This is a genomic window from Massilia sp. W12 (assembly GCF_037300705.1).
In the GTDB taxonomy this organism is placed as follows: Bacteria; Pseudomonadota; Gammaproteobacteria; order Burkholderiales; family Burkholderiaceae_D; genus JACPVY01.
In genome coordinates this window covers 5208250-5234865 of the sequence record NZ_CP147776.1, presented here as the reverse complement: position 1 = coordinate 5234865, position 26616 = coordinate 5208250, and the positions used below count along the sequence as shown (strand labels likewise).

General features: G+C 53.1%; 38 protein-coding genes. 1 reads left to right on the top strand and 37 read right to left on the bottom strand.

Annotated elements, in window-relative coordinates:
• Window positions 1-136 precede the first annotated feature (136 nt).
• From V8J88_RS21500 to V8J88_RS21370, 27 genes are all read right to left on the bottom strand, one after another.
• Window positions 137-619 (bottom strand): RDD family protein, encoded by a 483-nt coding sequence (locus V8J88_RS21500; RefSeq protein ID WP_338846322.1) that lies wholly within the window; start codon window positions 617-619, stop codon window positions 137-139.
• Window positions 620-921: 302 nt separating this feature from the next.
• Window positions 922-1152, bottom strand: a complete 231-nt coding sequence (locus V8J88_RS21495; protein ID WP_338846321.1) for a hypothetical protein — start codon at window positions 1150-1152, stop codon at window positions 922-924.
• A 501-nt stretch (window positions 1153-1653) separates the two neighbouring features.
• Window positions 1654-3081, bottom strand: a complete 1428-nt coding sequence (locus V8J88_RS21490) for a hypothetical protein (protein ID WP_338846320.1) — start codon at window positions 3079-3081, stop codon at window positions 1654-1656.
• 58 nt (window positions 3082-3139) lie between these two features.
• Complete coding sequence (locus V8J88_RS21485; RefSeq protein ID WP_338846319.1) at window positions 3140-3544, bottom strand: hypothetical protein; 405 nt, start codon at window positions 3542-3544, stop codon at window positions 3140-3142.
• A gap of 303 nt (window positions 3545-3847) precedes the next feature.
• Complete coding sequence (locus tag V8J88_RS21480) at window positions 3848-4309, bottom strand: hypothetical protein (RefSeq protein WP_338846318.1); 462 nt, start codon at window positions 4307-4309, stop codon at window positions 3848-3850.
• Window positions 4310-4434: 125 nt separating this feature from the next.
• Window positions 4435-4812, bottom strand: a complete 378-nt coding sequence (locus tag V8J88_RS21475) for a hypothetical protein (RefSeq protein ID WP_338846317.1) — start codon at window positions 4810-4812, stop codon at window positions 4435-4437.
• Between the two features lie 138 nt (window positions 4813-4950).
• Window positions 4951-5232 carry a hypothetical protein gene (locus V8J88_RS21470; RefSeq protein WP_338846316.1) on the bottom strand — a complete coding sequence of 94 codons (282 nt, stop codon included), beginning with the start codon at window positions 5230-5232 and terminating at the stop codon, window positions 4951-4953.
• Between the two features lie 143 nt (window positions 5233-5375).
• A complete protein-coding gene (locus V8J88_RS21465) occupies window positions 5376-5813 on the bottom strand; it encodes a hypothetical protein (protein WP_338846315.1) in 438 nt (145 codons plus the stop codon).
• An 816-nt stretch (window positions 5814-6629) separates the two neighbouring features.
• Window positions 6630-7391, bottom strand: coding sequence for a hypothetical protein (locus V8J88_RS21460; protein WP_338846314.1), 762 nt, complete (start codon window positions 7389-7391; stop codon window positions 6630-6632).
• A 105-nt stretch (window positions 7392-7496) separates the two neighbouring features.
• Entirely contained in the window at window positions 7497-7922 is a 426-nt protein-coding gene (locus V8J88_RS21455) for a hypothetical protein (RefSeq protein WP_338846313.1), read from the bottom strand.
• Window positions 7923-7997: 75 nt separating this feature from the next.
• On the bottom strand, window positions 7998-8309 hold the full coding sequence (locus tag V8J88_RS21450; RefSeq protein ID WP_338846312.1) for a putative quinol monooxygenase: 312 nt from the start codon (window positions 8307-8309) through the stop codon (window positions 7998-8000).
• 591 nt (window positions 8310-8900) lie between these two features.
• A complete protein-coding gene (locus V8J88_RS21445; protein WP_338846311.1) occupies window positions 8901-9287 on the bottom strand; it encodes a hypothetical protein in 387 nt (128 codons plus the stop codon).
• Window positions 9288-9360: 73 nt separating this feature from the next.
• Complete coding sequence (locus V8J88_RS21440; RefSeq protein ID WP_338846310.1) at window positions 9361-9666, bottom strand: hypothetical protein; 306 nt, start codon at window positions 9664-9666, stop codon at window positions 9361-9363.
• 359 nt (window positions 9667-10025) lie between these two features.
• Window positions 10026-10484: a hypothetical protein gene (locus tag V8J88_RS21435; RefSeq protein WP_338846309.1), complete on the bottom strand. Its 459-nt coding sequence runs from the start codon at window positions 10482-10484 to the stop codon at window positions 10026-10028.
• Between the two features lie 70 nt (window positions 10485-10554).
• On the bottom strand, window positions 10555-10839 hold the full coding sequence (locus V8J88_RS21430; RefSeq protein WP_338846308.1) for a hypothetical protein: 285 nt from the start codon (window positions 10837-10839) through the stop codon (window positions 10555-10557).
• Window positions 10840-10980: 141 nt separating this feature from the next.
• Window positions 10981-11535, bottom strand: coding sequence for a DUF3806 domain-containing protein (locus tag V8J88_RS21425; protein WP_338846307.1), 555 nt, complete (start codon window positions 11533-11535; stop codon window positions 10981-10983).
• Between the two features lie 99 nt (window positions 11536-11634).
• Complete coding sequence (locus V8J88_RS21420; protein WP_338846306.1) at window positions 11635-11970, bottom strand: hypothetical protein; 336 nt, start codon at window positions 11968-11970, stop codon at window positions 11635-11637.
• A 757-nt stretch (window positions 11971-12727) separates the two neighbouring features.
• Complete coding sequence (locus V8J88_RS21415; RefSeq protein ID WP_338846305.1) at window positions 12728-13027, bottom strand: hypothetical protein; 300 nt, start codon at window positions 13025-13027, stop codon at window positions 12728-12730.
• Between the two features lie 63 nt (window positions 13028-13090).
• Window positions 13091-13585 carry a DUF4262 domain-containing protein gene (locus V8J88_RS21410; protein ID WP_338846304.1) on the bottom strand — a complete coding sequence of 165 codons (495 nt, stop codon included), beginning with the start codon at window positions 13583-13585 and terminating at the stop codon, window positions 13091-13093.
• Between the two features lie 9 nt (window positions 13586-13594).
• Entirely contained in the window at window positions 13595-13825 is a 231-nt protein-coding gene (locus V8J88_RS21405) for a hypothetical protein (protein ID WP_338846303.1), read from the bottom strand.
• Window positions 13826-13916: 91 nt separating this feature from the next.
• Entirely contained in the window at window positions 13917-14327 is a 411-nt protein-coding gene (locus V8J88_RS21400; RefSeq protein WP_338846302.1) for a DUF6210 family protein, read from the bottom strand.
• Window positions 14328-14647: 320 nt separating this feature from the next.
• Window positions 14648-15034: a hypothetical protein gene (locus V8J88_RS21395; RefSeq protein WP_338846301.1), complete on the bottom strand. Its 387-nt coding sequence runs from the start codon at window positions 15032-15034 to the stop codon at window positions 14648-14650.
• A 97-nt stretch (window positions 15035-15131) separates the two neighbouring features.
• Complete coding sequence (locus tag V8J88_RS21390; RefSeq protein WP_338846300.1) at window positions 15132-15407, bottom strand: hypothetical protein; 276 nt, start codon at window positions 15405-15407, stop codon at window positions 15132-15134.
• Between the two features lie 141 nt (window positions 15408-15548).
• On the bottom strand, window positions 15549-15848 hold the full coding sequence (locus tag V8J88_RS21385; protein ID WP_338846299.1) for a hypothetical protein: 300 nt from the start codon (window positions 15846-15848) through the stop codon (window positions 15549-15551).
• A gap of 689 nt (window positions 15849-16537) precedes the next feature.
• Complete coding sequence (locus tag V8J88_RS21380; RefSeq protein WP_338846298.1) at window positions 16538-16753, bottom strand: hypothetical protein; 216 nt, start codon at window positions 16751-16753, stop codon at window positions 16538-16540.
• Window positions 16754-16907: 154 nt separating this feature from the next.
• Window positions 16908-17474: a hypothetical protein gene (locus V8J88_RS21375; protein WP_338846297.1), complete on the bottom strand. Its 567-nt coding sequence runs from the start codon at window positions 17472-17474 to the stop codon at window positions 16908-16910.
• 69 nt (window positions 17475-17543) lie between these two features.
• Window positions 17544-18149: a DUF6000 family protein gene (locus tag V8J88_RS21370; RefSeq protein WP_338846296.1), complete on the bottom strand. Its 606-nt coding sequence runs from the start codon at window positions 18147-18149 to the stop codon at window positions 17544-17546.
• A gap of 186 nt (window positions 18150-18335) precedes the next feature.
• Between V8J88_RS21370 and V8J88_RS21365 the strand changes: the two genes are divergently transcribed.
• A complete protein-coding gene (locus V8J88_RS21365; protein ID WP_338844729.1) occupies window positions 18336-19694 on the top strand; it encodes an IS4 family transposase in 1359 nt (452 codons plus the stop codon).
• A gap of 119 nt (window positions 19695-19813) precedes the next feature.
• Here the strand turns inward: V8J88_RS21365 and V8J88_RS21360 are convergent, their stop codons facing one another.
• From V8J88_RS21360 to V8J88_RS21315, 10 genes are all read right to left on the bottom strand, one after another.
• The gene (locus tag V8J88_RS21360) at window positions 19814-20122 is read right to left on the bottom strand and encodes a hypothetical protein (RefSeq protein WP_338846294.1); all 309 of its coding nucleotides are present in this window, start codon (window positions 20120-20122) and stop codon (window positions 19814-19816) included.
• Window positions 20123-20427: 305 nt separating this feature from the next.
• Window positions 20428-20826 carry a hypothetical protein gene (locus V8J88_RS21355; protein ID WP_338846293.1) on the bottom strand — a complete coding sequence of 133 codons (399 nt, stop codon included), beginning with the start codon at window positions 20824-20826 and terminating at the stop codon, window positions 20428-20430.
• Window positions 20827-21156: 330 nt separating this feature from the next.
• Window positions 21157-22158: a hypothetical protein gene (locus V8J88_RS21350; RefSeq protein ID WP_338846292.1), complete on the bottom strand. Its 1002-nt coding sequence runs from the start codon at window positions 22156-22158 to the stop codon at window positions 21157-21159.
• 355 nt (window positions 22159-22513) lie between these two features.
• Window positions 22514-22723, bottom strand: a complete 210-nt coding sequence (locus V8J88_RS21345) for a hypothetical protein (protein ID WP_338846280.1) — start codon at window positions 22721-22723, stop codon at window positions 22514-22516.
• Between the two features lie 364 nt (window positions 22724-23087).
• The gene (locus tag V8J88_RS21340; protein WP_338846291.1) at window positions 23088-23540 is read right to left on the bottom strand and encodes a hypothetical protein; all 453 of its coding nucleotides are present in this window, start codon (window positions 23538-23540) and stop codon (window positions 23088-23090) included.
• Window positions 23541-23692: 152 nt separating this feature from the next.
• Window positions 23693-24280 carry a hypothetical protein gene (locus tag V8J88_RS21335; RefSeq protein WP_338846290.1) on the bottom strand — a complete coding sequence of 196 codons (588 nt, stop codon included), beginning with the start codon at window positions 24278-24280 and terminating at the stop codon, window positions 23693-23695.
• Between the two features lie 112 nt (window positions 24281-24392).
• Entirely contained in the window at window positions 24393-24728 is a 336-nt protein-coding gene (locus tag V8J88_RS21330; RefSeq protein ID WP_338846289.1) for a hypothetical protein, read from the bottom strand.
• Between the two features lie 308 nt (window positions 24729-25036).
• Entirely contained in the window at window positions 25037-25429 is a 393-nt protein-coding gene (locus V8J88_RS21325; protein ID WP_338846288.1) for a hypothetical protein, read from the bottom strand.
• A gap of 104 nt (window positions 25430-25533) precedes the next feature.
• Window positions 25534-25938, bottom strand: a complete 405-nt coding sequence (locus V8J88_RS21320; RefSeq protein WP_338846287.1) for a hypothetical protein — start codon at window positions 25936-25938, stop codon at window positions 25534-25536.
• A gap of 92 nt (window positions 25939-26030) precedes the next feature.
• Window positions 26031-26441, bottom strand: coding sequence for a hypothetical protein (locus V8J88_RS21315; protein WP_338846286.1), 411 nt, complete (start codon window positions 26439-26441; stop codon window positions 26031-26033).
• Between the last annotated feature and the right edge of the window lie 175 nt (window positions 26442-26616).

Below are 26616 nucleotides of genomic sequence, written 5' to 3'. Positions count from 1 at the left end.
TTTTCGCGCCGATGGCAGGATCAATTGAGTCTGACCCCATTGATCTTGATCTAAAAGGACATGACCCGGCTTGCCGGGGTATGTCCTTTCGATGGAAGGCTTAATCCTTCCGGTTGAATGTAACGGGAGTAGTGGCCTATTTCTTGACGCGGATGACGACGGTCTTGGCAAGCTTGTCATGCCAGCCTTGCTTTCGGGCATCAATGCCTACCCAGATGATCCCAAGACCCAGTGGAATCGCCGAGACGAAGTAGGCGAAATACCGGCCAATGGATTGGCCGACTGACAGCGCATTCCCGGTTTCTGCGTCGATGATACGAAGCGAGAGAGCAAGCTTGCCTGGCGTGCCTTGTTTGCTGATCCAGAAAAGGATGACAGCGACGGCTGGCGCCACATACGAAAGCAGAAAGTCTGCCGGGCCGGCAATGAAGTCCTTTTTCTCATCACCGAAGTATTCCGCGCCGTAGATAGCGTAGAGGATTGGAAAGGTGATAGCGATGGTCAATACCGAATCAATCAAGGCTGCTCCGGTGCGAATCCAAAAGCCTGCGTACTCAAGTTCGGTACTTGCAGAATTGCTTAATTCAGATGATGGTGGTGCGTAGCGGTTTGTGCTCATGGTGAAAGAAGGTCTAATGTGTGAGTTCAGCGGGGGCCATAGTCGATCCGCCGGAATGATGGCTTAGGCTGCTTGATGAGGCAACAGCCTTTGCGACTTGAAAAACGGTCAAAGCGCTCTCGAAAATAAGGCTGACGGGAAAAAATTCCTTGTACCGCGTGATGCCAAGCCAGCAAAGGAAACAAACTCTGGCGCTGGCAAGAACTGAAATATACCAGAACAGTACAGAAAACAGTGACATGACGCCTAACATGTGAGTTCAGCGGGCGCCAGAGGCTATCCGCTGGAAAGACAGTTCAGTTTCATAAAGCAGCTTGCAGCTTTGGATAACGGTACTTCTCTTCGAAACACATCAATTCCAAGACCTCAGCAGCATGTGCGGCTGATTTGACTGAAAGAACCAGGCGCCCTTGGTCGATTCGCAGGGCGCTGACCGGACGTCGAGCTGATGATACAAGAAGCGTCTTCGTTCCGGCCGAGACGCCGGAAAGTACACTGCCAGCTTCTGTATCTTTTTCCGGAGTGAAGCTCAAGACGAGCTCAAGGCCATTGTCCGCTGATCTCAAGTGCGGAGTGGCCATAGGCGCGAACTCGGACACAAAGGTATGGCACGGATTATTTATAACAACAGCGTCGGGCGCAGGGTGAAGCACTCGCCAGGCTAACGCGCCAATGACGCCCAATGTGGCAAGAACGAGAATCAGACCGATCGATCGCCGCATGAGACGCCTAAGGTGTGAATTCAGCGGGCGCCGCAGGCGATCCGCTGGAACGATGGGTTAGGCTGCTTGATGAGGCAACAGCCTTTGTGAATTGAAAACCAGCCAAAACGCCCTCGCAAAATAAAGCTGACGGAAATAAAAAACCTTGCACTGCGTGATGCCAAGCCAGCAATGGCGACGGGCTTTGGCGCAGGTAAGAACTGAAATATACCAGAACAATACGGCGAACATTGAATTGATGCCTAATGTTTGAGTCTGGCGGGCGCTGTTGCGCTGACCCTGTTGCCCCAGGAGCAAGATACGCCATTCTCCTCAATCCCGCCACATCCCAAAGCGCACCCCATCCACCACCATCCGTCCCTTCCGCGCAGCCTCTTCCAGCTCAGTAATCTCCGCATTCTTCGGATAACGCGCGCTGCCCAGCAACACCATGCTCTCCACGCCATGCACCATTTTTCCGACATATTGCGCGTGATTCGGACAGGACTTGGCATTCTCAGCCGTCACGGTTTTATTGAAGCCGACCACCTTGCCATAACAAGCATAATACGCAATCGCAGCGCCAATCGATTGCTGCTGCGCGCCGCGATAGCCCCAGGCGTCGAAGCCCGCCTGTTGCAGAATAGCAGCGCCGTTGGTGATCAATTCCAGCGCGAACATCGGGTAACCTATGCCTTGCAGAGGATTGGCGTTGCGGTAGCGGTCTTCGATTTCACCCGGCTCCACCTTGGCGGTTTGGAACGAGGGTTTGCTGGTCAAGCTGTCCTTGCCCGGGTTGGGATAACAAGCCACCGGGCTGTCGCCCTCGCCGTAAATCGCACGGTTGAATTGCACCAGCCATGGCAGCGCCACCGGATATGCTGCATCCCCACCCTTCAGCACCGCATTGAAACGCTTGCCATCGTCCAGTAAACGCGCAATCGACAACATACCGGTCAGCGCGGCCGCGCTGTGGTTGCTGTAGCGCTCACAATCTTGCATCGGCTGCTCCACGCGGCGATTCAGCGCCAGCCGGATCAGGTCGAACAATCCTAAATGAAACGCATTGAGCTGCTTGACCTCAGCACTGTTTAACGCGCCCTGCGCTTGCAACAAATCTTGCGCCTGGACTGAATACACCACACCGCGCCCAAGCTGCAAGCCGACGTTGGCGTCTTCAGGCTTGCCATCGTTGCCGCAAAACTGTTGCGACGACTGAAAACGCGCCCCCTTGGCATCGCGAAAACCGCGCTCAGCCCAGGCCAGCAAAATCTGCTTCGCCAACTGCGCCGCCGCCTCGGCTTCCGGCGCCTGCTCCAATGGCGTTGCGCCGGCTTTCAGCAAAGCTGCGTACAGCGCCAGGCGCGCTGCGACCAGCGCGGCGCCGGCTGGCGCGGTCGCGTCATTGCGCACCCGCAGCGCCGACTTTAATTGTTCTTCGGAGCGCACTTCAGCCGCATAGCCGGTGCGCGCCTCATACGAAAACGTACGCAGATAAATGGCCAGGTCGCACCCCGAATACGCCGCCGCCCAATCGACTTTCGCCGCCAGGTCTTGCTTGATCTGTGTGGTCAGACGGCTGAAATTCTGCGCCGAAAAGCTGCCAGCAACGTTGCTGCGCTTGGCCAACTGCGTCAACTCCTTCTGGTTGGTAAATACGCGCGGATGTTGGGTTGAACTGGTATAGCTGCCAGCCAGTGGCGGCACGCGCCCGGACGTTGTCGCGCGCCCGCTGACGCTGTTGGCGCTCTTGACGCTCACAGCACGCGGCGCTGGAAAGGCGAATTCACCCGAACCTTTCAGTGCGCTATTTTCGACATTACCGAAGGCCCGAATCCCATTTTCTGCCCTGGTATTTCTCCAGCACGTCCGCAGGCAGCACAATGAAGAAACGATGTTTGCCGCCGGCTTGCCCTTGGCAAGCCTGATCGACCGCGGGCTCGTTCGCCACATCCGCCTTCGCCCCCAAAACCATGGCGCCGGCCGGCTTGTCGTAAGCGGAATGGTCGGCATACACATGCACCGCCAGCGACGCCGCACTGCCCCGCTGACAAGCCCAACCGAATAGCTGCACCTGCCCGGCCTCTTCACGCAAGCCATCGATGTGGCCGATCACGTCAGCCGCTCCGGCGTGACGCACGCCCAGGCTCAGCAGGCAAAGCAGCGCCGCGCCAAATGTTCGCAGCCAGACAGCAACGGGGTGTTTTATGGAGAAATGGGACATGGCATCCTCTTTGGCAGGTTCTATGCATGTGGAATGACGGGGGGCAGTTCTAACATTCCAACAAATTTCTCCAAATGTTTGATTGTTAAAACTGCCCCCTGCCTCCTGCAGGCAAGCGCTCATGGTAAATGGTTGCATCAGCAAAACGATCATCCCGGATCGCTTTTAATCGAACCATGTCAAATTGGCGAATTTCTGCGGACATTTCAAGGAGCCCAACGTTGGAAGTAAGCTGCCGCCGGAATGCCGTAGGCATGGAGGGCGCCCAAAGCACAGCTTTGGGCGGTCAGGTTGACTGAAAGGTTACCCACGCGATTGCTGAGCCTGAAAAGTTGGACATTCATGACCACCGCCTGTGCAATAAACCACCACTTCACCAATTAGGCTTTTGGTACGGGGGAAATTGTTAACTACACTTTCAATTTTAACTTGATCGCAGTCCTTTTCGCATCGAATTGCCCATGTGCTTTCTTTTTGAAGATAAATCAGCAATGTATTTTCAAATGAATCCAAGCTGGGCCAAGCGAATTCTCTGTGATGATCTAGTTTCGGTAGAAGTTGAATCCAACGTGTGGGGACACCAAGATAGCTCTCCCAGCCTGTGGCGCTTACCTCTTGCCCAAGTAAAACACAGTTGAAATAGCAGAGCACTTCGTCAGTAACGCCCCATGCAGATTCGTAGGGCGAGTAAGTCAGCAAGGTGCTCAGCTCTGGCACTGCCAACAAAAATGCATCCGGCGATAGCAAGAATGGTGACGAGTTCATCGAAGTGGCTAACGTTCGAGGTAAGGGGCGGCTTGCGCGTATGCGCAAGACGTCCCCTTGAGTGATGGGTTAGGCGGCAGGCATGCCTTTCGCAACAGAGGCGTTTCCATAGGCGCGGGTTGAACTCATGCTTCTTCTTTTACATCTACCGTGAAGCCCATTGCAAGACATTTTTTCTGCACTCGCTCCACGTCCTCTGCGTATAGAGTGCCGAGATCGAGAATGGCGCCAGCTAGAAACGCCGCCTTCAATTCACCCGGTGAAAGACTGGCGAACTTGGGGTGTAGCTTGCTTAACCACAGCAAGTTGGCGGCGGTTGGCTTGGCGTCTTGAAGATAAACGCTGACGCTTGCAGGTTTGACAACTGGGACTCCAAGAACAGAAGGCGAAAAGGTTCCCGCTTCCTCATACCCGCAATGGCTGCAAATGGCCTCGAACATATGGCCCAGGGTTGAGTAGGAAGTAATTCCTCCGCATTTGCGACATGTGGCGGTTGAAAGCATGAAAAAGCCTAACGCCGAGTTAAGGGGAGGCCACAGGCGGCGCATAATATGCAAAGCATGCACCGGATGGGGATGTCCAGCGAGCAACGCGAGCGTCCCTTGAACGACTTGTTAGGCGCCACCCGCTGCAAGCCTACTCTAAAACATTGCACGGGCCGCTATCTCCTCTGGACAGGTCAACACCCAATGCCTCGACGAGTCCAGGCCTTTTGGATAGGCGTTGGCCAGAGATTGCCGCACGGCAGATTGCAGCTCCATGTCATTTCGCGCGTGTGACAGTGACGGCCCGTATTCTTCGGGCGCTAGCAACTCGATACGCACGACGCTGATTGACGCACCCTGCACAAGTATCGCGATCGTGCCGGTTCCATAGCGGGCATCCCGTGGTTGTCCGAGACCATTAAACTCGATGATTTCCATTGCTTCATCCTCCGAGAGGGTAATGTGTGGCGCCTAACATGTGAGTTCAGCGGGCGCCGCAGGCGATCCGCTGGAACGACGAAGACTTTCGCCCTTGCAGGATCAATTGAGTCTGACCCCATTGATCCCCCTCGACGGAATTGTTAGAGCGTGGCGATGTATGCATTTAGTGCTTTTTTCTGGGCTTCGCGCGACAAAGCTAGGAAACGGACATGCTCGACTTGGCGAACATCCATTTTTTGACCTTGCGCACCAGACCAATACTCAAAACTCATTGATCCACAGTGAGGACATCTCCGACGATTGGACAGGGTTTGGTTACTTATAGGATCTGCCATCGCCGCACACGCAGCTTGAATCAGCTGTTCGTGCTTGGCCCCTGACTGATTGCCTGTGCCCGATGCTGGGATAAGCGCTTCTATGACTGCCCAAGCCGAATTGCCATGGGCTGAGAAGTAGCCGAAAGCAGAACCACCCTCCCCATAAAAAATGAAATCGCCGTACGCAAAATCTCCCAGCTCCGGGAAGAAAGATGTTTCCGAACAATTTGAACACTTTGCTTCGAAAGTCGTAACGATCATGGCGGAAAACTCTAATGTTGAGGCTGAGCCGCGAGCGGCGGCTTGTTGACGCCTCCGAGCCGGGTTGGCAGCCGTGAACGAACAAATGCTTCAACTTCGGATGGCCTCTTGAAGCATAAGAGGTTGAGGGTGATGGTTCCCGATGCTCCCTCAAACAGAAGTTCATGTCCGCGCGTTCTAATGCGTTCGATCTGTTCCCAGCGAAGGCGACGATCTCCTCGAAGGGTGGGAGCGGTGATTTCAGCCTCCGTTAGCCTTGTGCCAAACCGCTGGAACATTCCGTATCCAAGGTAGAAGAAGAGCGCCAGCAGCACGCCAAACGCAATACTCACCCTTGGCCATGTCCAGTCAGCTGGCGCGTAGCCCGTGGCCGCGAAGGGAACGACGACCTTCCATATGAAGGGTACAAAGCCGCCCAACGCCATTAGTGTGAAGGTGGTGACCGCGATGGTCGCATTGGTTCGCGAAACTTGTGGGGGCATCGTCGTCGGTTTGGTTTTGGTGCGGCCTAACGTTTGAATTCAGCGGGGGCCGCTGGCGATCCGCTGGAACGACGGGTTAGGCTGCTTGATGAGGCAACAGCCTGTGTGAATTGAAAACCAGCCAAAGCGCCCTCCCAAAGTAAAGCAGACGGAAATAAAAACCTTGCCCTGCGCGATGCCAAGCCAGCAATCGCGACGGACTTTGGCGCAGGTAAGAACTGAAATATACCAGAGCAATACGGCGAACAGCGACTTGACGCCTAACGTTTGACATGAGGGGCGGCCGAGGGCGCTAGCCCTTGAACGTCCCTCTAGATGGAAGGATTAGCCATCATTACGTGAACTGCCCGAGAGTCTTGGTTCGGTCTGGATGTGTGACGCAGCCGAAAAGGTAAAACGTTCCCCTGTGGAAGGCCTTCCTGCTAATGACCGTGCCAGGCAGTTGCAGGACGAGATGCATTCTTTTTCGGCACTCATCGCAAATCTGGTGCTCAGGATCCTGGACCCATGCCGGACTCGTACCTATGCGAGCTTGATCGATGGGGTCGAACTCGAAGCTCGCCCTGCCGACGCACAAGAGGTAGGACAGAAGTTCGGTTGGGTACTTTGGGCATACTGCGCTCAAAGCCACCGACAACGCCGGACTGTCGGCAACGTACCGTTCTGGTGAGAACGCGTTTCCTTCCTCGCTCAAACTCTTCGTTACATGGCGAGGGACTTGCACCGGGCGATACACATGACCCAAGAGGGAGGGCTCGAAGGCTGTGGCCTCAACGAACTGGAGTTCGACTGTGTTGGATACCGTGGCCTCGACGACTCTCCCGGCCCAGGGAAACTGTGGCAGTTCCTTTGGAATTGGTACAAGGCACCTCGTTTCGGTGGTCGCCTTGTTTGTGCGAGCCAAGACATAGCCGTTGGCGGCGGTAGTTCCGGTTTGTTCGACAAGCGAATAGATGCGCTCAAGTTGCTCTGGTGTCAGCGTTGCTGCACAACGCGCAACGCACAGCCGTTTGCGATTGAAGCGCACAAGAACCACCGCCAAAGCCAATGCGGCAGTCGAAGCGGCGAGTATTCCAAGCACTGCAAGTGGTGACATGAGGCGCCTAATGTTGGAAGTAAGCTGCTGCCGGAGTTGCGCAGCAACGGAGGGAACCCAAAGCGCAGCTTTGGGCGGTCAGGTTGACTGAAAGGTTAGGCACTTTCATGGTAGCCATAACTGATTCTTTGATATTGCGGAAAGCTCGACCTTTCCACTTAAGGTGTTCGGTTTCGCTCTTTCGTCATAGTAATTTACATCTTCGGATGTGATGCTAAGTGTTGCCAACAATTTATTTGGTGATGTGACTTCGATAAGTACTCTGCCGTTAACTTCGGCTGCATGGAATGTTGTGTAAACATAAATGTTTGGTGGTTTATCGCTTGAATTTGTACTTACTACAACTTCCTGCGAATTGAATCCATTGGCTAACGGAATGCGGTCTAGGGTAAGGCAATAAATATCGGGGAATGCTTCTTCATTGATGGCATGAGCTTCAATGGAAAGATAAAAGTGCTGACCATCGTAATGAAACCCGCCACTCACAAATTGGTAGTGGATATCGCCATCTTGATGCCGAAGTGTGAGCATTTGCGAAGTGCCTAACGCCTGAGTTAAGCCGCATGCGGAACGCGAAGCGTGTAGCACGTCGGCTTGAACGAATAGTTAGACTTTGCTTGTGCTTGCGACAAGGCCGTGGCCTCCCAAGGGCACGGTCTCGTGGCGCTCGCCAAAGCCGGCGATCATCGGCCTGCCCTCGGTGATTGCCTGCTGCACCGACGGCAGCGAAAGCGACGCACGATGCGCGTCTTGGCTCTCCCAGACCTCTGTGATCCACAAAGAGTTTGGGCTTGTTGGGTCGTTTGCAACGACGTAGCTGAGGCAACCCGGCATGCCTGAAACGCCCTTGATGAGAATTGCGGCCAAGGAGTCGCGGTTGCCCGTTGTGGCGTTGATCTTGCCGATTAGTCCGTACATGAATGATCTCGATGGAAGCGAAGCGCAGGCGGAGCCGAGTGCCGCAACGGTACTCACGCCGAGGAAAGAAACGAATTGGCGCCTGGAAATGGCCATGCGAAAGCCTAACGTGTGAGTTCAACGGGCGCCGCAGGCGATCCGCTGGAACGACGGGTTAGGCTGCTTGATGAGGCAACCGCCTTTGTGAATTGAAAACCAGCCAAAGCGCCCTCACAAAATAAAGCTGACGGAAATAAAAACCTTGCACTGCGTGATGCCACGCCAGTAATGGCGAGCAACTTTGATGCAAGTACGAACTGAAATATTACAGCGAACATTGAATTGATGCCAAATGTTTGAGTCTAGTGGGCGCCGTAGGCGATACGCTGGAACGACGAAGGCTTTCGCCCTTGCAAGATCAATTGAGTCTGACCCCATTGATCCTATTGAGTCTGACCCCATTGATCCTTGATCCATTGATCTACGATCTCTATCTCAAAGTGCGCTCGGGATCGCATTTGTGAATCCTAACGTGGAAGTAAGCGGACGCCGGAGCGCGAATCGCGGAGGGAACCACAAGCGCAGCTTGTGGCGGTTTGCTTGACTGTAGGGTTAGCGTGCTGTTTCATAGACGGAAGCTTCTTCTCCAAACTCTAGCTCGGCTGCATTTCTGACTAAGCCAGGATACGCAAACCAATACTGGCGACGGACTGCGTCTTTCACAAAGGACTCACCAAACGATTCACTAAAATGGCGAATCTCCCAAGGTGCGAGTCGATCCCGATCAATCTTGAGCAAAGTCCGCTTGTGTTTCTTCATGAGCTTAATGAATTTTCCTACTGTGCAGACTCCGAATTTGGCGAGCTCTGGCACCAGCTCGTCAAAAGAGCCCGTGCCGTAGTCATTTCTCTTGGGAAACAGGCGCGACATCTCTTTGTGAATCTGCGCGCCCGTGAGTAGTCGCTGAGAAAGCTTGGCACGCGCGGAGATGCGTTTCATGGATGCGCTCTAACGTGGTGAGTTCAGCGGCGCCGCAGGCGTCCGCTGGAATGAGTGGTTGGGTCGATGGACTTTATTCATCTTCTTCGTGCTCTGGAGGTGCTAGCTCACGAACCCACACAGCACCAGGGTGACTGCGAGTCGCGATCCAACCCGGATCAAGATCCGCAACCTCCACCACTGATGGATCGAGACCTACGACGTGCGACAAGCAAACAAGCGCAGCGTCCTTTGCTTCGAACGTTTCATTGTCAAGAAATTGCCAACCATGATCATCTTCATCGTGAGATACATAGAGGATGGCATTACGGCCTTCGAGTATAGCGCGTGAAATGATCGTTCCACAATTCTGCGGTTGATCAAACGGCCAAGTGTTCATAATCGAGGATTCAAAAAAGCGCCCAACATGTGAGTTCAGCGGGCGCCGCAGGCGATCCGCTGGAACGACGGGTTAGGCTGCTTGATGAGGCAACAGCCTTCGTGAATTGAAAACCAGCCAAAGTGCCCTCACAAAATAAAGCTGACGGAAATAAAAACCTTGCACTGCGTGATGCCAAGACAGCAATGGCGCCGGACTTTGGCGCAGGTAAGAACTGAAATATACCAGAACAATACTGCGAACAGCGACTTGATGCCTAACGTTGAAGCTAACCGGCCCGCGACGGTATGACACCGTAGGGCCAGAATGAAATGAGGCCAGAAGGCGACATGCCGTTGTGGGTCCGGTTGAGCGACGGGTTAGACCTCTTTGGTCGCGACATTGAGCTCCGGAGCCAAAGAGGCAAGCTCACATAGAAGAATTTCCCTGGCCGCTGGACCAACATTCTCAATTTTGACCAGTCCACCGTCATTGAGTGTGCGTTCATTCGGGCCAGCATCGAAAATCATTGGGAAAAACCTTCGCAGGAGATCCGCCCTAGGGGCACTCAATGGATGGGCAGTTCCGACCAGGACATCGTGGAGGTATCCCGGCTCCAGCCATTCAAACGTAGATTCACCAATGGCGCTGATGAAGTCATTGTCATCCGCGATCGCGACACAGCGCCGAAGTGCAGTCGCCACAGAAAGCTGTGCCTCGGTCTTGATCTTGAAAACGTTCTTTCCGCAATCATTGCAATAGCGCGCAGAGGCTTCCGGCGTGGCGGCAAGATCGTCCCACTTCTTCCCGCAGACGAACGAGAGATGGCAATGCGTCATTGGTGAGGTCTAACGTTCGAGGTAAGGGAAGTCCTGCGGCTTGCCGCAAGACTTCCCTTTGACTGAGGGCTTAGGCATCGGCCGCATAGACCTGACTTTCTGCAATGCCACGTTCAAACCGGACAACCTTGAACTCGGTGGACGTGCACTTGAATGCGACAAGATACTCCTCATCAGGTCGAGCAATTCCGGCCGCCCACCGGAGAGCGATCGGCTCGTGCTCCTCGTCCCCAGGGACTCCAGCAAGCGACCTCACATCCTTGCGTTCGGGAAGGCACACGGTGGGCTGAAATTCTTCGAATCCATTCTCGCGGATGACATCCCGTGTGATTGCAGCGAAATTCTCAATGTTCATCAATTGCCGATCAATCTGAGCCTATGCAGGGGGCCCCTCATTCAGAGGCCTAACGTTTGAGGTAAGGGGCAGCCGGAGCTGCGAAGCGGGAACGGCAAGCGCGGCTTGTGGCTGTCCCTTTGACCGAATTGTTAGCAGCGTTCACCGTGCTTTGATATCGGCGTCAGCCAATGTGTGTTTGACCGTTTGATATACGCCAACCACGAACTCATGTTCCTTTCGTTGTATCCGCTTTTCGACAGAAGCAAAGGGGAACGACATGACTTCTTTTTGCTTGCCACGAACGGCATAGTCGGTTCCGTACTGATCGCTCACGACAACCCATTCCATTTGAAAATCTTTGACAAGCTGATTGCCGAGGTAGGCGCCGATCATCTCGATCACTTGCTGCTCGGAATACCGACGGCTCTTCTCCTTCTGCCAAAGGTAGAAGGCTTTGTCGAAATCGGTCAGCTTTGGATTTGATGCTCGTGGAACATAATCCGTCACAAACCTCAGAGCTCTTGCTGATGCCTGTTCGAAAGCCGCCAGCTCTTTCGATCCGACAGCGGAAATTTTCTGTGGTACGGGAGGAGCGGTTTTCTTTGTGGCTGTGACAGGACCATCAGGCGTTTCAAATGTCTGCTTGCCATCATCAGCGGCATTTGCTGCGATGAAGATCAGAGACGAAAGCAATGCGACGATAAGGTGCTTCATAGCTGCTAACGTGGAAGTGAGGGGCAGCCGGAGCGAAGCGTAGGGAACCACAAGCGCAGCTTGTGGCTGTCCCGCTCGACTGCAGGGTTAGACGCGCGGCTAAACAACACGAGGAACTCCTGGTTGCCTATCGCGCGGACTCTCGCCTATAGCGATCAGTCCCAACAGCATTGAGAACTTGCCCACAAACGGCAAGCCCTCTTTTGCTTGCGGATTGTAGGGGGCCGCATTTTCAATTGCGCTTTGCACAGACAGGAGTGCTGTTACCACCTGCTTTGATACGACGTGCTCGGTCTTGATTAGCTCCGCCTTGTGGCTAAGGTATTCGTATAGGCGGGCAAACGCTGCACCATCGAAACTTTCGGAGGCGATGAGGCGACCCGCCGATTTGTTGTAAAGCTCTTCGAGCTCGAGATCAAAGTCAGAAGGACTCATAAGCGTCTAACGTTTGAATTCAGCCGACCAGCCAGCGCAGCTCGGCTGCAATGAATGGTTAGGCCTCATCCTGGCGGGGCTCATACTCTTCCTGAGCCCAGGCGAAATCAGGGGCCTTTCGTGTCGCACACCAGCTAGGTGGCAACTCAGCGAGTGCGGCAATTGATGGATCACGATCAAACATGCAGCCAAAGCAAACCAGCTTGAGGTCGGCCGTGTCCAGCGTAGTTCCGCATAAGAATTGCCAATCCCCATCCGGATCGTGGTAGACCTCTCGAACTGGTTCCAGGCCTTCCATGACTTGTCTAGTCGTGAATACCCCAGTTTCAACTGGAATTTTGAACGGCCAGGACTGGAAAAAGTGGGAATGATTCATTTGAGGCCTAACGTGTGAGTTCAGCGGGCGCCGCAGGCGATCCGCTGCAACGATGAGTTAGGCTGCTTGATGAGGCAACAGCCTTTGTGAATTGAAAACCAGCCAAAGCGCCCTCGCAAAATAAAGCTGACGGAAATAAAAACCTTGCACTGCGTGATGCCAAGCCAGCAATGGCGAGCAACTTTGATGCAAGTACGGACTGAAATATACCAGAACAATACAGCGAACATTGAATTGATATCTAATGTTTGAGTCTAGCGGGCGCCGTAGGCGATACGCTGGAACGACGAAGGCTTTCGCCCTTGCAGGATCAATTGAGTCTGACCCCATTGATCCATTGATCCGTGACCCCATTGATCCGGTTGAACGATGGGTTAGGTTTCATTCGACCGCCCATTTAAGACTCGGAATCTTTTGCTGAGCGGGCAGCCAGTATTCTACTGCGTTGAGCACCTGCTCAATTGATGCACCACCGACGGCGAAACCAATATGCTCAAGAGCTCTCAAATTGCAATTACTCTGAGTATTTACTTCGATAACCAAGTTGCCGTAGTCGACGCCCGAACCGAGGCAGGAAATTAAAATGCCGGCGCCTGGATGCAGAGATCTGCTCACCAACGCTAGTACCTCTGCCTCACTGTCAACTCGAACTGTCGTGCAAGTGGCGGGATCTCCAGCCAATTCGATCTCTATCTCAAAGTGCGCTCCGGATCGCATTTGTGAAACCTGACGTTGACGAACTGGTTAGAGCGCTTGCTCTTCACACAGCACCCTTTGTAGCTGGAAGTACCTTTGGTCGTATCCATCTTGCCAGGGAAAAACACCGGCCTTATCAGGCCAGACCAATTGGATTGCGGGGAACGGTTCTGGAAGTGACTTGTAGAACCACATTCCGTAGCCAAGATGCTCTTTGTAGTGACTGAAGTGAATAGGAACCGCCACTAGCGGAAAACTCGCAATCTCTTCGACTGCGCTCCATGGTTGGATGTAGCCGCCCTTATGGGTGATGCTTTGAACACTTACCAATAGCGCGTGAGCTACTTCATGAGGCAAGCCCATGATCATGATTTCGGGGTGTAGGTACTGATAGTACAAGCCGACGGTGAAAGCGAAGCGAGGGCTGTTTTCTTCTTCGTGAATACCTACAACGTGCCATCCAAATTCTCCAATGTCTGAAAGAAGTTTCCTATCGGAGTCGTCCTCCGGCTCGGGAAGGCTAAAGGGATTCAACTTCGCCATGGTTTGCGCTCATTGAACAAAGACAAACAGAAAACTTCCGGCTTCCATGAAAAAAGGAGCGCTAAACAACCCACAAATACCACTTATGAGGAGAATGATGCTTGTTTGATTTCCTTCATTCATCATGTCTTCCATGCGCTCCCATCGCTTAAGCCGAGAGCGAAACATAATTCGTGACAACAATTGATACCAAGCTATCCAAGCAAAGAGAATAACAACAATTGCCAAAAAAATTTGCACTCGATTACTCCAAGGAGCAGAGAAAAAAGACGCCTAACGCCGGAGTTAAGCGGGCGCGCGTAGCGAGCTCCGCTTGAAGACTTGTTGGCTGTTAATCACTATTAGGCCAGGTTAAAATCGCTTCAAAAGGCTCTGAAGCGCCATATGTGCTGTAGTTACCTTGCGGATAAACCCTGACATACACCCAAGCTTCGCTGGATAGGGCCAATTTGCTTAGATCTACCTCATAGCGATCGCTAGAGGAAACCTCCATCAAAAGCAGATTGATTTCCTGCGCCACCGCGGGATTGAGTCCAACCAAATCTTGCGTCACTTCTGTCAATTTGACATCCAACGCCAGTTCCGGTTGATCTAACGGTGGACCATTAGAAATGGGAACAAAATACCCTTTAGCCGATGGCTGCAAACAAGCAGTTCCACCAGCTTGATTAAAATACAGAAGCCCTCGGTCATCCAAAATGATGATGCCTACCTGCTCTAGATTGTATAAACAGATTTTCATTTCGTTGTTTCAGCTAACGTGTGAGCTCAGCGGGCGCCGCAGGCGATCCGCTGGAACGTCGGGTTAGGCTGCTTGATGAGGCAACAGCCTCTGTGAATTGAAAACCAGCCAAAGCGTCCTCGCAAAATAGCGCTACCGGAAATAAAAACCTTGCACTGCGTGATGCCAAGCCAGCAATGGCGACGGGCTTTGGCGCAGGTAAGAGCTGAAATATACCAGAACAATACGGCGAACAGCGACTTGACGCCTAACGTTGGAGCTCAGCCGACCAAGCCAGCGCAGCTGGCGCGGGTCGGCTGCAGCGAAAGGTTAGGTCTCTGTTAGTAAGCACGCTGCTTGAACCGAAATTCTCCTGTCCTCCGTAATGAAATATCAGTCGCGCGCAAGCTGCCGGACACCCAAAACTGCTCTGCTTTGGCGCCGGTGAAGGGGTCAGCTAGGGAGACCCCCTCAAATCCTTGATCATCCTCGCTCTGCCGCCCAATCTGAATCGGCATAAATTTCGCCTCGAACCGACCATTACGGTACTGTGTCATAGAGATATGTAGCGAATCAATGCCTTTCACCATGACCAGCACCACTTCGTACTTCAAAGGATCGCTATAGGCCAGTAGATCAAGCATCTTGAAGCTAAAAACACCATCTTCGAGCGCCATGTCAAAAAGCTCGGCTTCAGGCCACCCGAGATCTTCCAAAGTTCCGGTCATGGCTATTGAGACCTAACGTTTGAGTTAACCGGCAGGCGACAAGGAGGAAAATGAGCAAAGCGCTCGGCCTTGTTGACTGTCCGTGTTGAACGAGGGGTTAGCCATTATTCTTATGGCAACCACAAATTTTAACTTTCAAAGTTAAATATAAAAGCAGGAATATTAGCGGTAGAGGGCCGCCGGTAATGACAAATAATATGGCACCTGTAGGCAACCAATTGCCCCAATTAATGCCTGTAATGTCATGGAATTCACCTTGAGGATTATGAATCCACTCAATATAAAGCACTCCACCCGCAACAAAGAGTGAAACTGACAGCCAAATTGCAGCAGTAATGAGGAATAGAGGGTGAATCTGTTTCGTTATTGGCATGGCGGATATGATGGCTAACGTTGAAGCTAACCGGCCCGCGGCGGCAGGGCGCCGCAGGGCCAGAATGAAATGAGGCCCGAAGGCGGCGTGCCGTTGCGGGTCCGGTTGAGCGCCTGGTTAGGCGCCGCTTTTGGCGGAAGCCTACGGATACCAAACGACCGAGCATCCATCTTCGATGGCTCCCTCGTAGTGGCGCTGAAACGCGTGCATTTGCGGATCATTGAGCGCTTCGACATGAATCGGCTTACCCACACCAATTTGAATTTCGCAGAAGCCGAAACAAGCAAGCTCGCGGATAGCCAAATCCTGTCGAGGTTCGTCCGTATCCTGAGACAGAAAGAGGATCAGCTTGTGAGTTGAACCGACATCCGGACCGTGCCACTCGAAAGAACCAGATCCATCGAACTTTGCGGCACCGCCGTAGAGATACACGTGCTTCATTTCGGCGCCTAACGTGTGAGTTCAGCGGGCGCCGCAGGCGATCCGCTGGAACGACGGGTTAGGCTGCTTGATGAGGCAACAGCCTTTGTGAATTGAAAACCAGCCAAAGCGCCCTCGCAAAGTAAAGCTGCCGGAAATAAAAACCTTGCACTGCGTGATGCCAAGCCAGCAATGGCGACGGACTTTGGCGCAGGTAAGAGCTGAAATATACCAGAACAATACGGCGAACAGCGACTTGACGCCTAACGTTTGAGCTCAGGCCGCGGCCCGTCAGGGCCGTCGTGCCTGCAGCGAATTGTTAGGCCAAGGGTGGTTGGCCCACAACATAGAACAACTGCTCCCGGCGAAATGTAGCTGAAGCCGCACCAAAGGTGATGTTGAAGGAGTCGGCCGTTGTGGACGAAACGACACCCTCCTGGCCCACCACCAGTTGGCCCGCACATTCATCTGGTACTGACCGAATGGTGACGCGATGGCCAGGGCGCAATTCGACCCAGCACCGAATGCATTTCAGTAGCGGCATTCCATTCGGTGATCTTTCGGTCACATGCTCCTTCTCCCAAGCCTCCGGGCTTCCCCTGATGCTCAGGTGATACGTCGAAGCACAAACGGGACACAGCACATACGGCATAGAGGGGCCTAACGTTTGAAATCACCGGCCGCCGCAGGCGATCCGGTGCATTGAAAGGTTAAACAGCATTTGCACGCGCCACTGCACGAGCTTTTGCCACCGACTTCCATATTTCTTCATTTGGTTCAAGCTCGGGGAAGGCGTGCACTGCGGGATTGATGATTTTTTCTGAGATCTCAGCCATGGCATGGGCAAATGCGAGCTTGATCGCCCGTGAGTCCTGCTGCTGCAGATCGGCTATCGCATCCCGCAATGCCTCATTTAGTGCTGCCATCGCGTCAATTCCGCCGTCTCGCATGTGGCGAGCGCACTCAATAGTGGAAGGAATTATTTCCGATTCGTGAGGCGTAGCCATTTGCTGTTTAACGTTTGAAATCACCGGCCTGCGCGGCTCTTTGCGCAGGTCCGGTGGATTGAATGGTTGGGCCTCATTGCACGCTACCCGAGTGAATGGTGATGTACGACACGCCACACTTGTGCAGAACACTAAGAAGATCGTGCAGTGCCCCCACAGGTGCGGAACCAAAGTCAATGGTGAGTTCGGTACCTTCGTCGCCCGTGTCATCACGGAGTATTGAATGGATAACGCCTTGTAGTCCGTTCTCATCTTGAGCATGGAGGTCGTCCATGTCTAGCCATTGCATTGCCCAAGCTTCGATTTCACCATCGGGGAGCCTTACATCGGTCTTGATACTCACGTCATTCCACACTACTGGATGAACAGCAGCAACCAAGCCGTTCCCGGTGTCTAGCTTAAAGGGTTCGAAGCTGAGGTGAGTAGATGGGTTGACTTCTTGGAGCTTCGCTTGGCCGCTTACGTTTGCAGCCATATCAGCTCGGTACAGCCGGTACGGAAGCGATGCCTGACGCTGAAGCTCAAACATCACCTCCAAAGCAGAAGGTGAGTATGCGCCGTTGAATTCAGCGAAAGATGCGAGTAGCGCCTTGATGTAATGCTCTCGGACTTGAGCGGCAAGCTTGAGCAGATCATTCATGTGAGGCCCAACGTTTGAGCTAAGCGGGCAGACAAAGCGCAGCTTTGGCTGGTCCGCTTAAGCGAAGGGTTAGCCGCGCGCTTGCTTGAGCGAATGGACTTGTTCAATACGTTCTCCGAAGCGTGAAAACTCGGCTTCTAGGTTCCAGTTTGGCTTGTTTTCTATGAAAGCAGACCAATCGGAACGATATTTATCTGAGTTTTTCGTTGAATTAATCGCATCTAAATACATAAGGGCAGATATCGCTTGGCCCTGGTCGAACCAAAGGTCCTTTTGCTTTAAGTAGTAGGCTAAATATTTTTCCAAGTACTCAACGGACTGGGGTTCGTTAAATTCAGCAAGAGCTAAACAATATGTGCTACCTGCATAACAAACATCGCTTCTCAGCAACAGTTTTCCTATCTGATCTAGAAATTGAGACTGTTCGGTAAGTATTGCAAGCAGAGTGCCGCATGTCCGAGAGCGCCAATCGAATTGCTGAAGTAGCCTAGATATTAGTGCTGGCGTTGCTAGGTGCAAATTGTTTTTAATGAGCTCTTGTGCGCTTGATTTGCCAAGCCCAAAGTAAAGTGGCTTTACCCAACTTTCCCGAATCTCAGCGGGAAGAGGTTCAAAATCCGTGGGCACTACTAACGATGCAAAGGGGCTTTCGTGCTTTACGGTGGCTCCAGCCACATGAAGTTCCAGTGAGTTCATAGCGGCTAACGTGTGAGTTCAGCGGGCGCCTTAGGCCATTCCATTACACACATCTCCGCAGGACGCCCTGAACGCGGCCAGAAATCCGTTTACATTCAATGAGTTGCACGCCCGCTTGTAAACTTACCGGATTTCGCGTTTACTCACATCTTTTGGGCGGCGCACGTGAGCAGAAAGCAAGCAGCACAGAGTTGGACCGACGATGAGTTTGGCGGACTCGATCTTGGCGATGCCCGCCTTAACAACAGGGCGAGAAAATTGATGGAAACATTCGCGACCAAACCGAAGGCCAGCATTCCCGAAGCATGCGACAACTGGACGGAGACGCAAGCGGCCTACCGCTTTATGGCCAATCCGGAGGTGACATGGGATGGCATTCTGGCGCCACATTGGGCGCGCACCATGGAACGCATGGCGACGCAGAAGGTTATTCTGTGCATTCAGGACACCACCGAACTGGACTTCAGCGGCCAAAACATCGACGGCCTCGGCCCGCTCAACTACGAAGCGCGGCGCGGCATGTATGTGCATCCGACCTACGCGGTGTCGCCAGAGCGTGAGCCGCTGGGCCTGCTCGATGGCTGGATGTGGGCGCGTGAAGAGCGTGGCGCTGACGGCAAGCGCCCCGCCAGCGTAAAAGAGAGTGAACGCTGGATAGAGGGCTACGAGCGGGTCGCCGAGCAGGCGACCCAGTTGCCCAATACCCGTCTGGTGTATGTGGCTGACCGCGAAGCGGACATGATGGGAATGCTGCGGCGCGCAGCCGAATTGGGCACGCCTGCCGATTGGCTGGTGCGCGCCAAGCATGATCGCTGTCTGGCTGACGGCGAAAGCAAACGCCTGTGGCCTGAAACCACGGCCGGTATGCCGCTGGGCGAGATCAGCTTCATCATGGCCGGGCGCGGCAAGCAAAGGGCGCGCCAGGTACGTCAGCAGGTGTGGGCCAAGCGCGTTCTGCTGCGTGATGGCAAGCGCGGCAAGATCGAGGCGACCTGCATCGTAGCATCCGAAGTGCAGCCGCCGACGGGCATCAAACCGGTGGAATGGCGCTTGCTGACCAACCGCCGCGCGGAAACCTTGGCCGACGCCAGCGAACTGATCGACTGGTATCGCGCGCGCTGGGAAATTGAGATCTTTTTCAATGTGCTCAAGAATGGCTGTGAAGTCGAAGAACTGCAACTGTCCACCATGGCCCGGCTGGAGCGGGCGCTGGCGCTGTTTATGGTGGTGGCCTGGCGTATCGCGTACCTGATGCGTAAGGGACGTACCTGTCCGGATCTCGACGCCACTTTGTTCTTCGATCCCGACGAAATCCGAGCGGCTTATCTGCTCAATAAAAAGAAGGCGCCCGCTATGCCGGGCTTGAACGAGGTGTTGCGCATGGTAGCCCGTGTCGGCGGTTTTCTCGCACGAAAACATGACGGGGAGCCTGGCGTGAAAACAATCTGGCGAGGTCTACAGGATGTTCAAGTTTCGGCTCAGACAATCAGGACTCTACGCGAGATGGGCGCATTGCAAGACTGAGTTGTGTGTAATGGAATGGCCTTAGGCGATCCGCTGGAATGAAGTATTTGGCCTGTTGTGGTTTTCACGAGAGTAGCCATGAGCTTCAAAGCACCTAACGCCTGAACTAAGCGGCCGCATCAATCGCGCAGCGATTGATCGGTCCGCTTGAGTGAATAGTTAGGCGAATGAACCACCAGGATGTCGCCCGATTGCATGGTGATGGTAACGCGCTCACCCGGACCGGTGGCAACGTCCAGGACGGAAGATGACGGCCCCCAAGGCGCAAGGGCGGAGAGCTCTACACCCGTCACATCATGGAACTCGACATGGAAGGGCTGGCCGATGGCCGGTGCCCCCCGAAAGAGCAGCTTACAAGTCCGAGATTGCCAATCGTGCTCAATCTTGAGCAGAACGGCGTCATGCAGATTGCGTGCGAGTTCGTCCATGCCAACGCCTAACGTGTGAGTTCAGCGGGCGCCGCAGGCGATCCGCTGGAACGACGGGTTAGGCTGCTTGATGAGGCAACAGCCTTTGTGAATTGAAAACCAGCCAAAGCGGCCCTCGCAAAATCAAGCTGACGGAAATAAAAACCCTTGCACTGCGTGATGCCAAGCCAGCAATGGCGACGGGCTTTGGCGCAGGTAAGAGCTGAAATATACCAGAACAATACGGCGAACAGCGACTTGACGCCTAACGGTTGAATTCAGCGGACCAGCCAGCGCAGCTGGCGCAGGTCCGCTGCAATGAATGGTTAGGTGGCTCGCAACGTTTTTAACTCAAGGCTGATGGCTGCCATATGAATTATGCCGCTTGCCGCCTCAGGAAGAAGAAGAACAAAAGCTAGAGATGGTTTACCAACGAAGGAAAGAACTGCTCCGAAGAGAAATATATGCCCCAGGAGTGAAAGCAGCCAAATGCGAAGCCTTTGTCTGGATTCGTACTTTCCAATGCGCCCGAGAAAATAAAACTGAGCCACATAAATACCGAGGCAGGCCACTGCGAGAGGCGACCAGTAGGACTGGGCAGCAATAGTGATGCCTAATGTGAAGAACACAACAAATAGAACGATTGAGCTTCCCAATAGACTAGTAGACCATCTAGCCAGGCGCTCTTCCGTTGTGGGTTTCTTTCGTCTATGCGCAAACTGCATCAAAGCCTCCTAACGTGTGAGTTCAGCGGGCGCCGCAGGCGATCCGCTGGAACGACGGGTTAGGCTGCTTGATGAGGCAACAGCCTTCGTGAATTGAAAACCAGCCAAAGCGCCCTCGCAAAATAAAGCTGACGGAAATAAAAACCTTGCACTGCGTGATGCCAAGCCAGCAATGGCGACGGACTTTGGCGCAGGTAAGAACTGAAATATACCAGAACAATACGGCGAACAGCGACTTGACACCTAACGTAGAGCTAACCGGCGCTGCGCGGCTTTATCGCGCAGCGTCAAGCGACCGAAGGGAGCACGGTTGAGCGCCATGTTAGCCAGTTACGGCAAGTGATAAAGCATTATTGCGACCTGAACAACCCGACTATTGTCTTCATTCATACGGAACTCATAGTTGTGCCAAGTTTCGTCGATTTCGGAGATGCTGCGAAGATAGTTGGGGTGCTCAACTACATCGTCTCGAATTTTCCCGATTACAGACGTGAAGTCTTTGTTCGGGACAAACAATATGACGGCTGCTTTGGTGTCGCGCCAAGATAAGTAACCAAGAAGCTGAGATATTGTTTCGAGAAAGACCTCTTTCCCTCTCCAGAATTTGCACTCTCCGACAAACTCATTAGAGCCGTTGCCGCGAACCAGGATGTCTGTTTTTCCACGTTTATTAAAGGTCTCGCCAGTTGCCGAGCCAAAAACAACAACCTCAAGGGATACCAAAATATGGTCTCGCAGCGATTCTTCGTCCTTGTTTGCGTAAGTACTAGGAAGACGCTCAAACATCTTCCCGACAGAATGAACGCACTCTAAGATTTTGTTGTACTCGGGCGTCTGATACGTAACCTGACTATGACCGCCTTCCCATTTGTAAAGATCTGTTTGCCTTAAAGAAGCAAGGCATTGCCCAATGGCTACAAGAAGTTCAATTTGGCGGTCAAACAATTCAATCATTTGACCAACCGCCCACGGGCAATTCTTAAGCTGCTTGGATTTATCCTTTGCAGCTTGAGACACCTCTTTAAGCAAGTCGACTTGATAAACCCAGCCGCCATGAAATGAATCAACGAATGATTTTAGCGTTGGGAAATATTCTGCGTAGTTAAACTCAATGAGGCGGGATGACATGAATACCGCCAAATCTCTCCCGTCGCAATAAATTTGCTCTAAAGGCCCACGATCTTCCCAAGGAAGGGGGTAGACGAATTTAAAGTCCTCGTTGTTCTTTAGGTGTGGCCAATGCTGCATATTGTTGGCATTAAAGACTTTTGCATATTCTGCTAGTCGACTGAGTATTAAGGCGGCGGGCTGAAAGTCGCTTCTGATTTGCATATGTGCCTGCGGAGAAATTGTTGGCTAACGTGTGAGTTCAGCGGGCGCCGTAGGCGATCCGCTGCAACGACGGGTTAGGCTGGTTGATGAACGATGGCTCATAAAACACCCTGCCCTAAAACAAAAAAATGATGGTTGATTGTAAAGCGCAGCGGTGGAAATGGCAATGTGCTTGCGTGATGCGCGCTGATTGTGAAGCCTAAAAATTCCAGCGAACTCGGCGCAAAAAACTGTAGTCGGTGATTTTACTGACAGACGTAAATCACGCCAAATCAGCACACCGCCTAACGTGCATAATCAGCGGAGCCGTCAGGCGTCCGCTGGATTGATTGGTTGGACCAAAACGGCAATGCACTCATTTCGACTTGTCGTGCGGGTTGTTGAAGCCACCAGGCGCGTTGTCTTCGACCTTGGCGATTATTCCGTTAATGATAAGCGCCGCAGCCACAATTGAGGCCCCACCCCAAAACGGCATGGACGAGAACCAGCTTATCAATCCCCCACCGGCAGCGCATATAGCCAGCCAAATGGCAAAGTATTTCAGATTGAGGCGAGGTAGCTTCATAAAGCCGTCCAACGTGTGAGTTCAGCGGGCGCCGCAGGCGATCCGCTGCAACGATGGGTTAGGCAGGTTGATGAACGACGACACATAACACACCCTGAACCCAAACCAAAAAATGACGGCTGATTGTAAAGCGAGGCGATTGAAATGGCAATGAACATGCGCGACGTGTGCTGATTGCGAAACTGGAAAATTGCGGCAACTCAGCGTAAAAAATTGTAGTCGGTGGTTTTACTGACGGACGCAAAACACGACAAATCAGAACACCGCCTAACGTTTGACGTGAGGGGCCGCCGTAGCGGCGAAGCCGCGAAGGGAACCCACAAGCGCAGCTTGTGGGCGGTCCCTCTCGACGGAATGGTTAGGCTTAATTCAGGCACAATTCCATAATATCGTCACCATTTGAGCCTTGTGTGCCAGAAAGGGTTTTAAGGTCGCCATTCTTTACATATTGAAATGAAATTATATTTACTGATTTTTTTACCTTAGGGTACACGGCGCTTTCCCATTCGGATTCTATCGCACCAGGAGCCCATTTTCCGACCGCAATACCGCATCGTTTTTTTTCGTCATAACCTTTGAATGTTACATCTTCCACCCAGCGCTTATTAATAATTGCATTTGGATTGCTTGTTTTCATTGCAGCACTAATAATTGCGGTGGTTTGGGCTAGTGGTTTGTCCGTTTGAAAAAATACAACAACCTTTCCCCCGCTATTCATGGCATTGCCTGCTTCTCTAATCACCATGGTTTTGAAGTCCTCGGCAAAAGCGGACGTGGAAGCTGCGATGAGAGCCATTCCAAAAATAATTTTTTTCACAGGTATCGATCCATAGGTAAACCCCGAATTCAAAATGCCAGGCTCGCCGGGGATACGAAACCTAACGTTTGACGTGAGGGGCCGCCGTAGCGGCGAAGCCGCGAAGGGAACCCACAAGCGCAGCTTGTGGGCGGTCCCTCTCGACGGAATTGTTAGGCATAGCCGGCACCATCCTTGAGTTGCCCTCTGAGGAATTTACCTGAACCACCTTTCAGCTCGCTACGATTAAATAGCTTGCCGGAGAACTGGAACTGCTCATCAATGCGAACGATGAGTAGTTGCTCAAAGTCTCCTTGGCTCTTAACAAGGACATGATCGTTTGTTTTTTCTGGGGAAATTGTTTTTACTTCGACCAGTTTTCCTGCAATCGTGCCATCAGACCCTTCCTTGTGAGAGCCATGACGGCAGAGGCCAAATTTGATCTCGGCGTATATCTCCCCGAGCTCACCCCAGATTTGCAAGTACCTTCCAGTATTTTCAAAGTGACGCGTAGCGCATTCAATCAGATCGTGAAAGATCTCCGCTTGTTCGAGTGTGCTGTATGGGAAACCATCTCGACTCTTGAATGTTTTTTTTGCTTGGTCTGTCGCGGAGGCTGGAAACTGGGAATCAACCCACTCGCGGTCAATATCAATGTAACTGACCTCCCAAGGGTTGTACCCACAAGCGGCGGCATCAGCTATTTGCTCTGAGCTATAGCCTTCGTTATGCATGTCGTGAAGAAAGTCCCAATCGCTCATGCTTCTTGCCTAACGTTTGAGCTAACCGGCCCGCGACGGCAGGACGCCGCAGGGCCAGAATGAAATGAGGCCCGAAGGCGGCATGCCGTTGCGGGTCCGGTTGAGCGAATGGTTAGACATCGGTTTCACCGAACGCCGCCGCATGAAACTTTGGGTGCACTTCATCAGGTCTGAACGCATGCGCCAAGACGTCTTTTGGATAGACGGCCCCAGCTGCCCGTGCCTCAAGAATGCGTTCAATATCTTGCGCGGACAGGGTGGGGCTCTTCAGTGCCGCCGCCACGCTGGTGATCTCTGTGCGGCGAGCAAGAAACTGCCGCATCTGATCGATGGTCAGCCCGATCTCGTATCCGGCTGCGAGTTCAGCAGCTACTTGTCCGGTAATGCCATAACCTGGCTCGACCTCTACGGATTTGCAGAACTCGTCGAAGTACTGATGCAGCGTCATGGAGATGTCTAACGTGTGAGTTCAGCGGGCGCCGTAGGCGATCCGCTGGAACGACGGGTTAGGCTGCTTGATGAGGCAACAGCCTTTGTGAGTTGAAAACCAGCCAAAGCGCCCTCGCAAAATAAAGCTGACGGAAATAAAACACCTTGCACTGCGTGATGCCAAGCCAGCAATGGCGACGGGCTTTGGCGCAGGTAAGAGCTGAAATATACCAGAACAATACGGCGAACAGCGACTTGACGCCTAACGCTGAAGCTAAGCGGCCACATCAATCGCGAAGCGATTGATGTGGCCGCTTGAGCGAGTTGTTAGGCCCGCCGGTAGGAGTGCAGCACAATCGTGCAGCCATTTGGGCAGTACTCGCCGGGGTGAATCCAGCCACTCTCAACGATCTCATCGGCTTCTCCGATCTTGCTCAAGCTGGCAAACGCTCGGATCTCTTCTGCGGTTGTGACCCCAGGAACGGCCTTGAACAATGGCTCACCGCAGGAATTGCAGAAGCCACTTGCCGGAACAAGCTGCACTCCCGCCTCTTCGAGAATCGAGAGCGCGCCGCTAAAGCCCCGCTTCTTGATCTTTAGAAAAGCGAACCGGCCCAGCTGAGCTTCTACGTCGCCGGAATGTAATGCCCACCAGTCTAGCCATTCTGGGTGAGACATCCGTCCCTCGACGTAGTCGCGAAGAATACTGAGACTGTCCATATGGTTGTTGCGGGCCTAACGTGTAAGTGAGGGGCAGCCGGAGCGAAGCGGAGGGAACCAAAAGCGCAGCTTTTGGCTGTCCCGCTCGACTGCAGGGTTAGGTGTCAGTCGATGGACCACATCAGCTCCAGCGAGAAGAAACGATTGTCTCGATGGCGCGCCATGCTTATAAGTGCAGTCATGTCATGGCCGCCATCTTCGAGCGACCACGAAATATCATCGAATTTCAGGTCACTTTTCAATAACTCAAAGAATTGTTTGGCGGCTGCCTGATATGCGGGATCGACTAAATTCTCTTGATAGTTGCCCTGTGATGCATGAATGAAGCGGCCCAGCTCTTGAATAAGCTGCGATGAAAGAGCAACAGAGGTGCCGGCTGACGAGGGATAGCAGGAATGAGCTTGATTTGCCGCCTCGATATACGTGTACAACAAGCCGCCTTCTGCATATGCAGAGTGCGACTTCTCTTGAAGCTCAGCCAGAAACGCAAGCATGGGCGATAAGAGCATCTGACACCTAACGTCGTAGGTGAGCGGCGGTGACTGAGCGAAGCGAGGGAACGAACTCCGCCGACAGGCGGAGCGTCCGCTCGACCGTAGTGTTATGCCGCCGGGAATTCGCCGCTTTTGATGTCATAGTCAGGTGCCGCTTTCGGGCCTGCGTGAAAGATGGCGGAGGGTATTGTTCTTTCGAGTTCGGCCTTGTCAAGGTCGGTGAATTCTCGGAGAAAGAAAGATACTTGGCAAAGATAGTCGAATGCGATCGCCTTGTAAGCGGAAAAGACTGGCTTTACGTCGAACGCGTCAAAGCGTTCGTATGCGAAGCGAATTAGCCCAGGTATGCGCTCGTAGTTGTGGCTGAAGAAAAGTGCAACGATTTGATTGACTACGCAGACTGGCGCGAACCCAACGTTGGCAGGTATGTACGTTTGACTGGGCAACAAGCCCGAGGAGTTCAAACAATAGTGGAACGCCTTGACCGCTGCCCTAGCCTGCTTTGCTCCGTCATTCATTTCCATCTCCCGCATAGGCGGCATAACGTGTGAGTTCAGCGGGCGCCGCAGGCGATCGCTGGAACGACGGGTTAGGCTGCTTGAGGCAACAGCCTTTGTGAATTGAAAACCAGCCAAAGCGTCCTCGCAAAATAAAGCTGACGGAAATAAAAAACCTTGCACTGGGTGATGCCAA

Coding starts and splice junctions, on each gene's coding strand:
- V8J88_RS21500 (WP_338846322.1), bottom strand. CDS start 619: ATGAGCACAAACCGCTACGCACCACCATCATCTGAATTAAGCAATTCT.
- V8J88_RS21420 (WP_338846306.1), bottom strand. CDS start 11,970: ATGAGTCCTTCTGACTTTGATCTCGAGCTCGAAGAGCTTTACAACAAA.
- V8J88_RS21335 (WP_338846290.1), bottom strand. CDS start 24,280: ATGAGCGATTGGGACTTTCTTCACGACATGCATAACGAAGGCTATAGC.
- V8J88_RS21455 (WP_338846313.1), bottom strand. CDS start 7,922: ATGCTCACACTTCGGCATCAAGATGGCGATATCCACTACCAATTTGTG.
- V8J88_RS21390 (WP_338846300.1), bottom strand. CDS start 15,407: ATGCCAATAACGAAACAGATTCACCCTCTATTCCTCATTACTGCTGCA.
- V8J88_RS21345 (WP_338846280.1), bottom strand. CDS start 22,723: ATGAAGCTACCTCGCCTCAATCTGAAATACTTTGCCATTTGGCTGGCT.
- V8J88_RS21465 (WP_338846315.1), bottom strand. CDS start 5,813: ATGATCGTTACGACTTTCGAAGCAAAGTGTTCAAATTGTTCGGAAACA.
- V8J88_RS21475 (WP_338846317.1), bottom strand. CDS start 4,812: ATGCTTTCAACCGCCACATGTCGCAAATGCGGAGGAATTACTTCCTAC.
- V8J88_RS21470 (WP_338846316.1), bottom strand. CDS start 5,232: ATGGAAATCATCGAGTTTAATGGTCTCGGACAACCACGGGATGCCCGC.
- V8J88_RS21355 (WP_338846293.1), bottom strand. CDS start 20,826: ATGCAGTTTGCGCATAGACGAAAGAAACCCACAACGGAAGAGCGCCTG.
- V8J88_RS21445 (WP_338846311.1), bottom strand. CDS start 9,287: ATGAAACGCATCTCCGCGCGTGCCAAGCTTTCTCAGCGACTACTCACG.
- V8J88_RS21385 (WP_338846299.1), bottom strand. CDS start 15,848: ATGAAGCACGTGTATCTCTACGGCGGTGCCGCAAAGTTCGATGGATCT.
- V8J88_RS21485 (WP_338846319.1), bottom strand. CDS start 3,544: ATGTCCCATTTCTCCATAAAACACCCCGTTGCTGTCTGGCTGCGAACA.
- V8J88_RS21330 (WP_338846289.1), bottom strand. CDS start 24,728: ATGACGCTGCATCAGTACTTCGACGAGTTCTGCAAATCCGTAGAGGTC.
- V8J88_RS21375 (WP_338846297.1), bottom strand. CDS start 17,474: ATGAATGATCTGCTCAAGCTTGCCGCTCAAGTCCGAGAGCATTACATC.
- V8J88_RS21400 (WP_338846302.1), bottom strand. CDS start 14,327: ATGAAAATCTGTTTATACAATCTAGAGCAGGTAGGCATCATCATTTTG.
- V8J88_RS21450 (WP_338846312.1), bottom strand. CDS start 8,309: ATGTACGGACTAATCGGCAAGATCAACGCCACAACGGGCAACCGCGAC.
- V8J88_RS21410 (WP_338846304.1), bottom strand. CDS start 13,585: ATGGCGAAGTTGAATCCCTTTAGCCTTCCCGAGCCGGAGGACGACTCC.
- V8J88_RS21425 (WP_338846307.1), bottom strand. CDS start 11,535: ATGAAGCACCTTATCGTCGCATTGCTTTCGTCTCTGATCTTCATCGCA.
- V8J88_RS21320 (WP_338846287.1), bottom strand. CDS start 25,938: ATGCTCTTATCGCCCATGCTTGCGTTTCTGGCTGAGCTTCAAGAGAAG.
- V8J88_RS21440 (WP_338846310.1), bottom strand. CDS start 9,666: ATGAACACTTGGCCGTTTGATCAACCGCAGAATTGTGGAACGATCATT.
- V8J88_RS21480 (WP_338846318.1), bottom strand. CDS start 4,309: ATGAACTCGTCACCATTCTTGCTATCGCCGGATGCATTTTTGTTGGCA.
- V8J88_RS21430 (WP_338846308.1), bottom strand. CDS start 10,839: ATGAACATTGAGAATTTCGCTGCAATCACACGGGATGTCATCCGCGAG.
- V8J88_RS21325 (WP_338846288.1), bottom strand. CDS start 25,429: ATGGACAGTCTCAGTATTCTTCGCGACTACGTCGAGGGACGGATGTCT.
- V8J88_RS21360 (WP_338846294.1), bottom strand. CDS start 20,122: ATGGACGAACTCGCACGCAATCTGCATGACGCCGTTCTGCTCAAGATT.
- V8J88_RS21315 (WP_338846286.1), bottom strand. CDS start 26,441: ATGAATGACGGAGCAAAGCAGGCTAGGGCAGCGGTCAAGGCGTTCCAC.
- V8J88_RS21460 (WP_338846314.1), bottom strand. CDS start 7,391: ATGTCACCACTTGCAGTGCTTGGAATACTCGCCGCTTCGACTGCCGCA.
- V8J88_RS21435 (WP_338846309.1), bottom strand. CDS start 10,484: ATGACGCATTGCCATCTCTCGTTCGTCTGCGGGAAGAAGTGGGACGAT.
- V8J88_RS21350 (WP_338846292.1), bottom strand. CDS start 22,158: ATGCAAATCAGAAGCGACTTTCAGCCCGCCGCCTTAATACTCAGTCGA.
- V8J88_RS21395 (WP_338846301.1), bottom strand. CDS start 15,034: ATGACCGGAACTTTGGAAGATCTCGGGTGGCCTGAAGCCGAGCTTTTT.
- V8J88_RS21380 (WP_338846298.1), bottom strand. CDS start 16,753: ATGGCAGCACTAAATGAGGCATTGCGGGATGCGATAGCCGATCTGCAG.